Raw genomic sequence first — 13,736 nt, forward strand, 5'->3', positions numbered from 1 at the left:
GCTGATCATCGCGATCCCGTCGCTCTCGATGCGCCTCGGACTGCCCGACGGCTCGAGCGAGCCCGAGGGGTCGACGAGCGCCCGCGCCTTCGAGATCGTCGGCGACGAGTTCGGGGCCGGCGCGAACGGTCCGCTGCTCGTCAGCGCCTCCGTCCCCGACGGGGTAGCCGGCGACGACCTCCTGCGCACGCAGGTCGAGATCGCCCGCGTGATCGCGGAGCAGGACGACGTGGTCGCCGTGGCGCCGATCGCCGCCTCCGACGACGGCACGCTGCTGGCCTTCCAGGTGCTGCCCGCCGAGGGGCCCAACAGCGCCTCGACCGAGCAGCTCGTGCAGGACCTCCGCGCCCTCCCGCCGGTCGGCGACGGCGTCGTGCTCGGAGTCGCGGGTCAGGCCGCGACGAACATCGACATCTCGGAGGGGCTGAACGCGGTGCTGCCGACCTACCTCGCGGTCGTCGTCGGGCTCTCGCTGCTCATCATGATCGTGGTGTTCCGCTCGCTGCTGGTGCCGGTCATCGCCACGGGCGGGTTCATCCTGTCGCTGTTCGCGACCTACGGCCTGATCGTGTCGGTGTTCCAGTTCGGCTGGGGAGCCGATCTGATCGGCCTGCACGCGACCGGCCCGATCCTGAGCTTCCTGCCGGTGATCCTCGTGGGCATCCTGTTCGGGCTCGCGATGGACTACCAGCTGTTCCTGGCGTCGGGCATGCGGGAGGCGTACGTCCACGGCGCGTCCGCGCGCCTCGCCGTGGCGCAGGGGTTCCAGGCGGGGAAGTCGGTCGTGATCGCGGCGGCGCTGATCATGATCGCGGTGTTCGGTGGCTTCGTCTTCTCGGAGTCGACGATCATCCGCTCGATCGGGTTCGGTCTCGCGTTCGGTGTGCTGCTCGACGCGTTCGTCGTGCGGATGCTGCTCATGCCCGCGCTGATGCACCTGCTCGGCCGCTCCGCCTGGTGGCTGCCCCGCTGGCTCGACCGCCTGCTGCCGGACGTCGACATCGAGGGCGCGTCCCTCGAGCGCACCCACCCGCACGCCTGAGCGGGGCTCCGGCTCCCGTCTCGCGGGGCCGGAGCCCGGGCATCAGGCGGGGGTGACCAGCACGCGCACGTCCCACGGGCCGAGCGCGAGCTCCGCGCCGGCCGCGACCGGCTCGCCCGAGTGCAGGTCCTCGGCCGCGAACGGCACCGCCACGACGGCGTCGTCCCACGACCAGTTCTGCACCACGTGCAGGCGCTCGGCGCGCGCGTTGACGGCGGAGTGGACGCGCACCGAGCCCGCCTCCGGGCGCCAGGGTGCCACGCCCGCGACCTCGCCCGCCCAGCCGAGCACGGCCGCGGCGAAGCGCGGGTCGGGCAGCCCGCCCACCGTCGAGACGCGTCCCGCCCCGTGCGCCCTCGAGGTCAGCGCCGCGTAGTCGCCGTGGAACGGGTGCTCGTACCGGGCGAGGACCTCGGCGTCCGTCGTCTCGTAGCTCTCGATCCACGAGGTGACCGCGGCGCCGTCGGGCAGCTCGAGTGCGGGCAGCCCGGGGGCCGCCACCGCCACGACCGGCACGGGCTGCTCCGGGTTCGTGTACTCGTCGTACCAGGCGCCCGCGGCCGCCGAGAGGCCGCCGCCCGGCGCGACCTCGAGCCGGGCCCGCGCCTGGGTGTCGGCGTAGCCGGTGCGGGGGCCGAGCACCAGGTGCCCGCCGGCCGCGGCGTACGCGAGCAGCCACTCCAGCACCGCGTCGTCGGCCGCGTAGTAGGCCGACACCACGAACACCGGCTGCTCGGCCGCCACCGTCGCCGCCTCGTGCTCGAGCAGCCCGCTCGCGTGGAAGAGCCGGGTCTGCAGCCCCGCGTCGAACGCGCCGCGCACGAAGGCCTCGACGAGGGGCGAGTAGGAGTCGGGCACGGGCATGCCGTCCGGCCCGCCGAGCGGTCCGAAGCGCTCGAGCGTCCACTTCGAGGCGTGGTCGTAGAGGACGCCGACCTGCGCGTCCGGCGCGAGCCCGACGATCCGATCGCCCAGCTCGCCGAGCTCGGCCCCGATCGCGGCGATCTCGCGGTAGGTGCGCCCCGGCTTCTGCGAGTGCGGCAGCACTCCGCCCCAGTAGGTCTCGGGGCCGAAGTGCAGGGTGTGCCAGTGCCAGTACTCGATCATCTGGGCGCCGCGGCTGATCAGCGCCCAGACCCCCTGGCGGCGCTGGCCCGGGTAGGCCGGGTTGTTCATCGACGAGAAGCCGATCGACTGGGCGCCCACCTCGGTGACGAGGAAGGGCTCGTGCCGGGTGCCGTACATCCAGTCGGCGGAGTGGTAGAGCGCCCAGGTGCCCTGCGTCCACCAGGTCTGCGGCTTCACCTCGGCGTCGGGCAGCGCGAGCGAGTCCTGCGCCTTGTAGTACGGGTTGCCCGCGGTGACCGTCATCATCGCGCCGACGGCGTCGTCGCGGATGGTCGGCCGCGTGTACGACAGGCAGGTCATCACGAAGCGCTCGCCCGCGTACTCCGACACGATGTCCGTCTGCCACTGCAGGTACTCCGTGACCAGGTCGGCCTGGAACAGCCGCCACGCGAGGTCGTACTGCGGCAGGAAATTGGCGTCGGGCCGCCAGAGATCGCTCCAGTCGGTGAGGCGGTGCGACCAGTAGGTCAGCCCCCACTCCTCGTTGAGGCGCTCGACGGTGCCGTATGTCGTGCGGAGCCGGTCGCGGAACCGCTCGAACGCCTGGTGGTTGAAGATCTGCCAGGCCCCGGGCTCGTTGTCGACCTGGAAGCCGATGATCGAGGGGTGCTCGGCGTGCCGCTCGAGGATCCGGCGGACCACGCGGTCGACGTGGAAGCGGAACGCCGCGTGGGCCACGTCGATCTCCTGGCGCATGCCCCAGCCGAACTTCCTGCCGGTCGCGATCTCGACGTTGATCTCGGGGTAGCGGCGCTGCAGCCACGGCGGGATCGCGTAGGTGGGCGTGCCGAGGATCACGCCGATCCCGAACTCCCGGGCGGTGTCGAGCACCGGAGTGATCCACTCCAGGTCGAAGACCCCGTCCTCCGGCTCCCACGTCGACCACACCGACTCGCCGACGCGGACGACCGTGAAGCCGGCCTCGCGCATCTCCTCGAAGTCCTGCCGCAGCCGCGGCGTGGGCTGGTACTCGTGGTAGTACGCGGCGCCGAAGAGCACCTGGGGCGGGGTGTAGGTCATGCGGGAGCCCTCCTGGAAACTGTTTCGCTTAGTTTCGCGATCAGGATCAGCGTAGGCGGCTGCCGCGGGGCGCGCAATGCCCGACGTCTCGCGCCTCCCACGCCTCTCCTTCCCGCGCTCCTCCAGAAGTCGCGGTGAGCGCGGACACTCACCGCAACTTCTGGAGGAGCGGCAAGGCGCAGCGAAGGGAGCGGAGGGGAAACAGTTTCCGCTACGCTCGTCCCACCCGCTCGAGTCCGCACCCGAGCCGTCCCATCCACTCGAAGTCCGCGTCACCCTCGACGTCGTCGCCGCTCGCGCCGGCGTCTCGAAGGCCACCGCGTCCAAGGTCCTCAACGGCCGCCCCGGCGCGTCCCCGGCCACCCGCGAGCGGGTCGAGCGGGCCCTGCGCGAGCTCGGCTACACGCCCAGCACCCGGGCCCGACGGGTCGGCGGATCGATCACCGTCGTCTTCGACACGCTGCTCTCCCTCTACTCCCTGCGCGTCCTCGAGGGCGTCGTCGGAGGAGCGCAGAGCGAGCGCGTCGATGTCGCCACGCGCGTCCTCGCCCCGGGCGGCTCCGCGGAGGAGGGGATGCGCTTCGACCGCGAGTTCGTCCGCTCCGTCGCCGCGCAGGGCCACCTGGGCCTGCTCGCCGTCACCACGGCCATCGACCCGGGCCTGGTCGCCGAGTGCGCCGACGCGGGCCTCGCGCTCGTCGCGGTCGACGCCCCGAATCCGCTCGACCCCTCCGTCGCGAGCATCGGCTCGAACCACTGGGTCGGCGGCCAGCAGTCGACCGAGCACCTCGTCGCCCTCGGCCACCGCAGGATCGCCTTCGTCGGCGGGGACGCCGCGAACCCGGGGCTCCGCGCCCGCTACGGCGGCTACCGCGAGGCCCTCGCCGCGGCGGGCCTCGCGGAGGACCCGGCCCTCGTCTCCGAGCACGGCATGGCCAGCGCCGAGCGCGTCGTCCCCGGACTCCTCGCGCTCCCCGATCCGCCCACCGCGATCGTCGCGACCACCGACCTCGCTGCGTTCCAGGCGGTCCGCGCCGTGCTCGCCGCCGGCCTGCGGGTCCCCGAGGACGTCAGCGTCATGGGCTACGACGACACCTACGCCGACCTGCCGACCGCGCCGCTGCTCTCCACCGTCCACACGCCCCTGCACGACATCGGCCGCCTCGCCGTCGAGACCCTGATCCGGATGCACGACGGCATCCCCCCGGTCTCGCACCGCCTCGAGCTCGCCACCACCCTCGTCGTCCGCGAGTCGACCGCGCCGCCGCGCTCCGCCTAGCGGCGTTTGGCCTCTCGCGGAGGGGTCTGCATACTGGAATGCCGCCCCCAACAGGGAGCGTTCAGCTGCGACAGCGGAGGGTGGACCGGTGTCGACCGTCCTCAACCGGGCCCCCGCGGCCCGTCGTTCCGCCCGTGCGCTGCCCCTGATCGTGGGCGCGACGGGCTTCGCGGCGAGCCTGATCCTCGCGATCGCGGCCCTCGCGACGGCCGCCGCACCCGTGCGCGTGCTCGGCGTGCCGCTCCCGCTGGTGCAGGGCGGCGCGGTCTGGATGAGCGTCGTCGGCTACGTCCTCACTCCGGTGCTCGTGTTCCTCGCCACCGGCTGGGACCTCTCGAGCCAGCGCTCGCACGCCCTCCGCGACGCCCGCCATTTCGTGCCGAACCCCCTCTACTCGCGGGCACTGCTCTGGATCTCGGGCGCGGGCCTCGTGCTCGGCGCCTGGCACATCCTCAACATCAGCGTGCCCGTGTCCGAATGGCTCGCCGCGTGATCCGGCGGGCCCTCGCGGTCGTCGTCGCAGTGCTCCTGCTGGTCCTGGCCGGCGGCTCCGCCGCGACCGCCACCACCACCTCCACGCCCACCGCGTCCCTCACCGACACCGGTCGCGGCGCGATCGAGGACCTGCGCACCTGCCTCTCCTCCTCCGACGTGCTGAACGTGTACTACCTCGTCGACAGCTCCGGCTCGCTGAACACCGGCGGCGACGACGGCCGCGGCTCCGACCCCGACGTCGCGCGCGCGGACATCCTCGCGGGCAGCCTCCAGGAGCTCGGCGGGCTCCGCGACTCGCTCACGGTCAACTGGGGCGCCGCGTTCTTCAGCCGCGCCTTCGAGCCCGCGGTCGACTGGCGCCCGTGGACCGCTGACAGCCCGGGCGTCCTCGCCACCGAGATCCGCGAGAAGACGCCGGGCGGAGGCACGAACTGGCTCGCCGGGCTCCAGGGCGTGCAGACCGCGCTGCAGAACCAGCCGAGCGCCGGCTCCGCCTGCCAGCTCGTCGTCTGGCTGACCGACGGCGAGATCGACCTGGGCTCGGCATCGGCCACCGCCGACGCGACCAACGCGCTGTGCGGCGTTCGCATCGACCCCGACGGCGCCGAGCCCGAGGGCAACGGCGTCCTCGCCGCGCTCCGCCAGGCCGGCGTCGTGGTCCTCGGCACCCTCCTCGCCGACGGCGAGCAGCGCGAGCAGGCCGGCATCATGTGGCCCCTCGTCGAGGGCACGGGCGAGTACGGAGGCGGCACCTCGTCGTGCGGACCCGCCACCGCGCCCGAGGGGGCCGTCCGCGGCGCCGTCGTCGACGCCTCCGACCCCGACGCGCTCGCGTCCGTGTTCCTCGAGCTCGGCAGCCGCATCGCCGGCGGCTCCGCCCAGCCCCTCGCCGCCGACGGCACCTTCTGGATCGACGCCGGCGTCTCGCGCATCCAGGCCGTCGTGTCCGACCCCGCCTGGACCCTCACCCCTCCCGCCGGGTCCGGCCTGCCCGTGCTGTCGGCCGACTCCGGCACCGCGGGGCTCGAGGTCACCGGCTCGTCCGGCGTCTCGCTCGTCACGCTGACCGTCGACCGCCCCGAGTTGCAGGGGCAGTGGACACTGAGCGCCGCCGGCACGGAGGACGTCTTCTTCTTCAGCGACCTCCGCATCGTCTTCGACGAGGCCAACTCGGTCGAGCGCGCCGAGGACGGCTCGCTCTCGGCCACCCTCAGCGCCCGCGTCGAGAACGCCGACGGCACTCCGGCCGACCTCTCGGTCTTCGACGAGGCCGTCTTCACCGCCACGTCGACCGCCGACGGCGCGACGTCGCCGCTCGAGGGCGCGCGCATCGACGAGGCGTCCGGAGCGATCACCCTCCCGCTGCCCGCCGACGTGACGGCCTCCGAGATCCTCGTCACCGCCTCCCTCGACCCGCTCAGCACCGCGCCGCACGCGGTCGCCCTCGCGCCGGTCACCACGCAGCAGCGGGTCGCCACCGTGCTGCCCGCGTCGTTCCCGAGCGTCGCCTCGCCGCTCGTGCTGAGCGAGCTCACGGGAGCGGAGGGCCGAGCGGAGGGGACCCTCGCGGTCCAGGGACCGACCGCCGGCGGCGACGGCCGGGTCTGCCTCGCCGCGCCCCCCGAGGTCACGAGCGACAACGCCGACCGCGCCGGCAGCTGGACCTGGACCTTCACCGACGACAGCGGTGCCGCGCTCGCGCCGGGCGACTGCGTCGTCGTCGCCCCCGGCAGCGCCCGGACCCTCACCGTCACCGCCGAGAACCCGGTGCCCGCCGACTCCACCGTCTCGGCCACCCTGCCCCTCGACATCCGCACCGCCGACGGAGGCAGCGCCCCGCAGACCGTCGCCGTCTCGTTCCCGTCGACCTTCCCCGTGAACGCGGCGGCGATCGGCCTGATCGCGCTGGTCCTCCTCCTGCTCGGGCTCCTGCTCCCTCTCGTCTTCCTGTACTTGTTCAACCGCTGGAACGCGAAGATCGCGATGCAGGGCTCGTTCCAGCGCGGCACGATCCCCGTCGAGATCACCCCCGACGGCGTCCGCTCGACCCTCCCGTCGGACCGCCTCGACGACCGCTTCCGCTACCTGAGGAGCGAGACCGGGGTGCGCGAGATCCCGGATCCCGATCTCGGCCGTCTGCGCGTGCACGTGCCGTGGTGGCCGCTCAAGGCGCCCGGCTACCGCGTCGGCCCGCCCGCCGGCGGGGTCGTCGTGGCGTCCCGCACCGGCACCCGCAGCACCTCCGCGGGCACCCGGCTCCCCGACGGCGGGATGGGCTTCCGCACCCTGCCGCTGGACGCGTTCTGGGCGATCGTCGTGCCCGAGCGCGAGCTCGACCGGCCCCGCTCGGACGACCCGGTGCGCGCCCTCGCGGTGCTCTACCACCGCGTCGACCGCGACGACGAGGCGCAGTACGCGCGCCGCCTCGACGACCTGCTCCGCGACTCCGGTGCCCCCGCAGGGGCGAACCTCGAGACCCTGCGCCGCGAGCGGGCCGCGAAGCGCCCGGAGCCCGAGCAGCCGGAGCGCACGCAGAACCAGCGCCCGGAGCCAGAGCGCCCCGAGCGCCCCGCGGTCGCTGACAGCGCCGCCGAAGAAAGCAGACAGTCATGCTCAAACCCTTCCTTCTCATCGGAGTCGGCGGCTCCGGCGGCAAGACCCTCCGCGGCATCAAGTACCAGCTCGAGCTCAAGCTCCAGCAGCTCGGCTGGGAGGGCGGCATCCCCGCCGCCTGGCGCTTCCTGCACTTCGACACCCCGACCGTGCAGGACGGCATGGAGTACCAGGCGCCGTTCCTGCCCCGGCAGGACTACCGCGGCCTCGTGAGCACCGCCGCGACGTTCGACATCGTGCACGGCTCGATCACGAGCGCCCACGCCACCAACAACGCGATGCGCCACGACATCGAGCGCCAGCTGCCCGACCCCCGCCAGGTCAAGGTCGACGTCACCAAGGGCGCCGGTCAGTACCGCGCCGTCGGCCGCGCCGTCGCGCTCGCCGCCACCAAGGAGATCGCGCAGGCCGCGCGCTTCGCGATCGGCAAGATGAACGACGCGGAGTCGCTCGCCGAGCTGCAGACGCTCGGCCAGCGCCTGCGCGCCCGCGACGACGGGGGAGACGGCAGCCCGATCGTCATCGTGATCTCGTCGGTCGCGGGAGGCTCGGGAGCGGGCCAGTTCCTCGACGTGATCGAGATCGTCAAGTCGACCGCCAAGCAGTACCCGTGGTCGAACCAGTTCTTCAGCATGCTCTACGCGCCCGACGTCTTCGACCAGCTGAACGTCACCGCCGGCATGCCCGGCAACGCGCTCGCCGCGATCTCGGAGACGATGAACGGCTTCTGGACCGACACCCCCTCGGCCGCCACCCTCGAGCTCCTGCGCACCAAGGGCGTCGCGCCCTCGTACGGAGCCGCGATGGACCGCGTCGGCGCCGCGTACCCCTTCATCGTGGGCCGCAGCAACAGCAAGGTCACCTTCGAGGACCAGAACGCCGTCTACGACGCCGTCGCCACCAGCCTCACCGCGTGGATGATCGACGAGCGCGTGCAGGACGACATGATCGCCTACTCCTCGGGCAACTGGCAGGCCCGCTCGGCCGCGAACGTGCTGCCCGACAACTCCGGTCTCATGAGTCCCGCGCACCACTCGCCGCCCTTCTCCTCGATCGGCTTCGGCCGGGTGACCCTGGGCCGCGAGCGCTTCCTCGAGTACTCCGCCGAGCGCTTCGCCCGCTCGGCCATCGACCGGATGCTCTTCGCGCACTCCGAGGAGGACCCGCAGTTCGAGCGGATGACCGAGCGCGAGTACATCGAGAAGTCGGCCGACAGCGAGTACCAGCGCTTCATCCGCGATCTGCGCCTGAACGAGGAGACCGCCGAGCACAACGACGTCACCGATGCGCTGCGCGACACCGCCGTGCTCGACGTGATCAAGGCGGAGCTGCAGCGCGGCGCCGACGAGGAGCTCAGCCGTCCGGAGTCGCTCGACCGCCAGGGCGGCGCCGACATCACGACCTGGTCGGACCGCCTCGTCAACGAGTACACGCGCACGAGCCCCCGGCTCCTCCAGCGCGACCGCGAGGCGCGCCAGCGCCGCCTCGACGAGTGGACGCGCACGATGCCCGGCCACCTCCTCGAGACGGTGTCGCGCTACGTCGCGCAGGACGGCCTGCCGGTCGTCGTGGCGATGCTCCGCCGCCTCGAGCGCGGCCTCAAGGGCACCGTCGACGCGCTCCGGATCGACGCGCGCCAGCACGAGGAGTGGGTGGCCGGCCTCGGCTCCCTCGTCTCGGACGAGCTGCGCACGGCCGCGAACCAGCAGTCCATCCGTCCCGATCAGGAGGCGGTGCAGTTCGCGATCCAGCGGCTCGGGCAGGCGCTGGAGTGGTCCTCCGAGGCCGCGCTGCGCGACTCGGCCTCGGCTCTGCTCGCGGAGCTGCGCGAGACCTTCCTCGGCCCGCTCGCCGACTACCTCGACGGCTCGCGCACTGCGCTCCTGCAGCGCGTGAACGCGCGCAAGACGATCGACGACCGCGAGAACGCCTACGAGTTCTGGCCGCGTCGCGTCGACGAGACCGTGCCGCGCAAGTACACCCCGGCGCCCAACGAGCGGATGCTCGTGGAGCCCGAGAAGTACCCCGCCGAGTTCCAGAAGCTGGTGCGCGCCTCGGTCGACGGCGACGCCAAGTACCAGGACGCCGTGCTGCGCGTCCTCACCGATCTCCTGGTGGGCGTCAGCCCCGACTCCGAGGGCTCGGACGAGACCTGGTCGCTCGTCGCGAACCCGCGCACCTGGAAGCCGACCGTCACCGCGGATCCGGCCGTCGCGAACCCCGCGCAGCGCGCGACCTTCGACCTCGCCACCGACCCCGAGACCTATGTCGCCCGGGCCCGCGCGTGGATGAAGCGCGACGGCACCCCGTTCGCCGCCTACATCGGCGAGGACCTGCTCGGCTTCTTCGACTCCGAGGTGCTGCCGCCGAACGTCTTCGCCGAGCGGCGCGACCGCTACCGCGAGCAGCTCCAGGCCGCCCTCGGCGCGAGCGAGCCGCTGGTGAAGCTCAATCCGGCGCTCCTGCGCGCCGTGCACGGCAAGGCGATCAACGAGGACACCTCGCTCGTCTTCAGCTCCATCCCGTTCCGCGCGGGCACCGAGATGTACGAGGTGACCAAGGGCGTGCTCGGCCAGATGGGCGTCTGGGACGACGCGACCAGCGAGTCGTGGTTCCAGGACCAGAAGGTCGACGGCATCGAGGTCTTCGCGATGTCCGGCTTCCCCTACCAGCCCATCGTGATGGACTCGGTGATGGAGCCCATCGCCCGCGGCTGGCTCGCGCAGTCGAACACCCAGGACAGCCGCGAGGCGTTCTGGAAGTTCAAGCGCGCGCGACTGCTCGGCGAGAGCATCCCGGCGGATCCGCGCGCGATCGAGTCGATGATCCGCGGCTGGTACGTCGCCAAGGCCCTCGGCCGCCTCGCCGTCGACTCGACGCAGGGCGAGAAGGGCCCGAAGCTCTCGGTCTGGGACCCGGCGTCGCGCGGCTTCGCCGACTTCCCGCACCCGCTGCTCAGCGAGCGCAACGCCCGCCCCGCCGACTTCCCCGGGGTGGTGCTGCAGTCGCTCGCGATCGCGATGGCGCTCTGCAACGTCGACGGCACGCTCGCTCCGCTCGCCCCCTACCGCGTGCTCACGTCGCTCGGCGGCAGCCGCGGCGAGGAGACCGAGCTGGCCGAGTGGCTGCAGACGGGCGCCCTGCCCACCGGCGCCCCCACTCCGGAGCCGTCGCGCGCCGGCACTGCCGAGGGCGACCTCGCGTCGCGCCGCACCGCCGTGCAGGCGTACCTCTCGGCCGAGCTCGCCAAGTTCGAGAGCGACATCGTGGCGCAGGACGACCGGGTGTCGGTCTACGACTACCCGGTGACCTGGGAGATGCGGGAGCAGTTCCGCGACGCCCTGCAGGGTCTGGTCTCGTCGGTCCTGTCCACCGGTCCGCGCGACACCGGGGTCTGAGCGTGGAGTCGGATCCGCGGCCCGGCGGTTTCTGGCCCGACGGCAAGGCGGCGATCGTCCTGCTGCCCAGCGGCGCGCAGGGCGAGACCCTGCTCGAGCTCGCGGCGCAGTGGACGAAGACCGGCCTGCTGGGCCAGGCCCTCTGGGTGCTGCCCGAGCACGTGAAGACCTCGCCCTCCGCGCCTCCGCAGATCGAGGCCGTGGTGCTGGGAGTGGGCGCCGACCTCGAGTCGGTGGCGATCTCGGTCGACCTCTTCGAGGCCCTGGCCGAGGAGCAGCTCGCCCTGGTGCGCCTGATCACCCTCCGCTCGTCCTTGCCCGAGCGCGAGACCGACCAGGCGCAGGACGAGGTCGCCGACCTGGTCCGCTCGTGGGTCCGCACCTCGATGCCGCTGCCCAATCCCTCCGCGACCCTGGCCGACCAGACGACGGAGCTGCGCCACGTCACCCTGATCTGCGCGCCCACCGCGTTCCAGCTGCGCGAGCGCGTCGAGAGCCACGAGCACGGCTTCGTCGTCATCGCCTCGCCCGAGGACCGCTCGAGCCCGTGGTCCGGCGACGCCTTCGTGCGCGACGACGAGCGCTTCACCGGCTTCACGCTCACCCACCTCGCCTCGGTCGCCGGTCTCTGGAACGGCGTCAGCGAGGGCAGCGTCGAGCTGATGTCGCGCGAGAGCGACGGCGGCGCCTCGGTCTGGATCTCGCGCGTGTTCCTCAACGCGGTGCTGACGGAGTCGCTCGGCCGCCGCGTCGCCGCCGGCGTGCTCGAGAACGCGGCCCGCCCCGACTCCCTCCTGATCGACCCCAGCGTCAGCCCGCCGCCGCCCGGCACCGCCTTCATCGAGGACGGCCGGATCGGCGGCTACGTCGACGGCATGGTCGAGGGCGCCCTCCGGCTCGACGGGGGAGCCCTCACCTACGACGCCGCCGGTGCGCTCGCCCTGCCCGAGGTGGACCGCATCGGCCTCGCCTCGCAGGGCGGCCGCTTCCTGATGTTCGCGTCGAGCAAGCTCGCGCAGATGCCCAAGTGGGCGCTGCGCCGCCTGACCTCGAGCACCTACCGCGCCGTCACCCGCGCCCTGCACACCGAGGAGGGCTCCGCCGTCGTCGGAACCTCCTTCGACGAGGTGCTCGACGTGCGCGACCGGCTGCTGCTCGCCGACCTGCGGCGCCTGCAGGAGGACGAGGCCCGGGCCCGCACCGAGGCCGACGCCCCCGCGGCGATGGCGCACGTCCGCACCACGCCCGAGCTCTGGGCCGGGCTGCGCGAGCTCGTCTTCGGCTCGCTCGACGGCAGCGCCGACCTGCGCGACGCCGGCTTCGCCCCCGTGGAGGGAGCAGTGCCGGTCTTCGGCCGCGTCGCCGACGTGCTCGCCCTGCCGGACGACGCGTGGAACCCGGCCGGGCACGACGTGCCGCCCGGGTTCCCGAAGCGGGTGGACTGGTACGCGCTGACGCTGGAGGACCCGCGGCGGAGGCTCGAGGACTGGGTGACGGCGGCGGAGGGATCGGTGGCGGCGGTTCCTGCTGCTGTCGCTCCTGTTCCTGTCCCTCCTGAACCCGCCCCGTTCGCCCCTCCCGAGGACGGCACCCGGATCGAGGAGCCGACCGTCGAGCCGACCGACCCTGCCGAGCCCGCCGAGACCGCCTCGCCCGCCGAGGACCCCGAGACCCCGGCCCGCGTCCGCATCGAGCTCCCCGCCGAGCCCGACCCCGGCCCCGACCCGGTCCTCGCGGAGGAGCGCCGCTCGAGCCGCCTCCGCGCCCTCGCCGAGTACGACCTCTGGGCCGGCGCGCAGAGCACCTCCTTCGTCTGGCGCTTCCTCGACCGCCTCGCCGGAGAGCGTCGCCGCGCCGAGGACGAGGCGGCGACCTTCGTCCGCGAGATCGACGCCCTCCGCCCGCAGCGCCCCGGCGAGCTCCTCGGACTCCGCCGCGACTTCCACCGCTCGATGCTCGTCGGCTGGATCCTCGTGATCGCCCTGGCGCTCGCCGTCGGCTTCGGCCTCTGGCAGGTCAACGACTACGCCGCGCGCGACGCCGACGGCTCGTTCAACCCGGACCCGATTTCGGCCGTGCTCTGGTGGATCCTCGGCGGCCTCGGCATCGCCGGGGTGACCCTCACCGTCGTCGCCCTGGCCCGCTACCACGCGGGCTGGTCGCGCTTCGAGCGCAGGATCCGCCTCGAGCGCGCCCGCCTCGCCCACCTCGGCGCGAGCGCCCGCCGCGCCCGCGAGGAGGCCGCACGCCTGCGCTCCGTGCACCGCCAGGCCGTGGAGTGGCTGGTGCTGCTCTCGAAGGCCATCCACCGCCCGTGGCACGTGCCGCCGGTGTGGACGCAGCACGAGACCTTCGACGTCGAGCGCGGCCACATGCCCTTCGCCGTGCGCCTCGCCACGGTGAGCGGGGAGGAGACCGCCGCCGTCGCCCGGATGCGCGCCGCGATGACCGCGCAGCTCGTCCGCCGCGGCTGGCGTCACGACGCCTTCGAGTCCCTCGTGCGCGAGATGGCCGCCGACTACGGATCCGGTCAGGGCTTCGGTCTCTCGGCCCTCGACGAGGACCTCCCGCACTCGTCCAACCACACCCGGCGGATGCTGCTGCGCGCCCTGGACGACGAGTCGCTCCTCACCCGCGTCGCCGCCCCGCGCCTCGCCGACATCGTCGCCTCCGTCACCCGCGACGAGGAGGCCATCGCCCGCCCCCGCGTCCGCCCGATGGGCACCAACCCGCTCAACGCCCTGCGCCGTCCCGAGGACTG

Annotated in this window: 5 protein-coding genes and 1 pseudogene; 5 read left to right on the forward strand and 1 reads right to left on the reverse strand. The window is 73.2% G+C overall.

The annotated features are described in order from the left end of the window. On the forward strand, window positions 1-1,042 hold a 1,042-nt coding region (locus IOC53_RS17340; protein WP_207407698.1), incomplete at its 5' end, for an MMPL family transporter. Between the two features lie 42 nt (window positions 1,043-1,084). Here the strand turns inward: IOC53_RS17340 and IOC53_RS17345 are convergent. Beyond that, entirely contained in the window at window positions 1,085-3,190 is a 2,106-nt protein-coding gene (locus tag IOC53_RS17345; RefSeq protein WP_207407700.1) for a beta-galactosidase, read from the reverse strand. Between the two features lie 76 nt (window positions 3,191-3,266). On the opposite strand from IOC53_RS17345, the gene IOC53_RS17350 reads away from it, so the two are divergent. The 4 genes and pseudogenes from IOC53_RS17350 to IOC53_RS17365 all read left to right on the forward strand — a co-directional run. Further along, window positions 3,267-4,469, forward strand: coding sequence for a substrate-binding domain-containing protein (locus IOC53_RS17350; RefSeq protein WP_207407701.1), 1,203 nt, complete (start codon window positions 3,267-3,269; stop codon window positions 4,467-4,469). A gap of 88 nt (window positions 4,470-4,557) precedes the next feature. Next, on the forward strand, window positions 4,558-4,962 hold the full coding sequence (locus IOC53_RS17355; protein WP_207407703.1) for a hypothetical protein: 405 nt from the start codon (window positions 4,558-4,560) through the stop codon (window positions 4,960-4,962). Between the two features lie 2,611 nt (window positions 4,963-7,573). After that, the gene (locus tag IOC53_RS17360; protein WP_207407705.1) at window positions 7,574-10,975 is read left to right on the forward strand and encodes a tubulin-like doman-containing protein; all 3,402 of its coding nucleotides are present in this window, start codon (window positions 7,574-7,576) and stop codon (window positions 10,973-10,975) included. A gap of 2 nt (window positions 10,976-10,977) precedes the next feature. After that, window positions 10,978-13,736 (forward strand): annotated as a pseudogene (locus IOC53_RS17365) (hypothetical protein); the annotation flags it as partial.

The organism is Rathayibacter sp. SD072, assembly GCF_017355185.1.
In the GTDB taxonomy this organism is placed as follows: domain Bacteria; phylum Actinomycetota; class Actinomycetes; order Actinomycetales; family Microbacteriaceae; genus Rathayibacter.

Bases quoted from the DNA above. Each gene is read 5' to 3' on its own strand.
- IOC53_RS17345 (WP_207407700.1), bottom strand. From the start codon at position 3,190: ATGACCTACACCCCGCCCCAGGTGCTCTTCGGCGCCGCGTACTACCAC.
- IOC53_RS17350 (WP_207407701.1), top strand. From the start codon at position 3,267: ATGCCCGACGTCTCGCGCCTCCCACGCCTCTCCTTCCCGCGCTCCTCC.
- IOC53_RS17360 (WP_207407705.1), top strand. From the start codon at position 7,574: ATGCTCAAACCCTTCCTTCTCATCGGAGTCGGCGGCTCCGGCGGCAAG.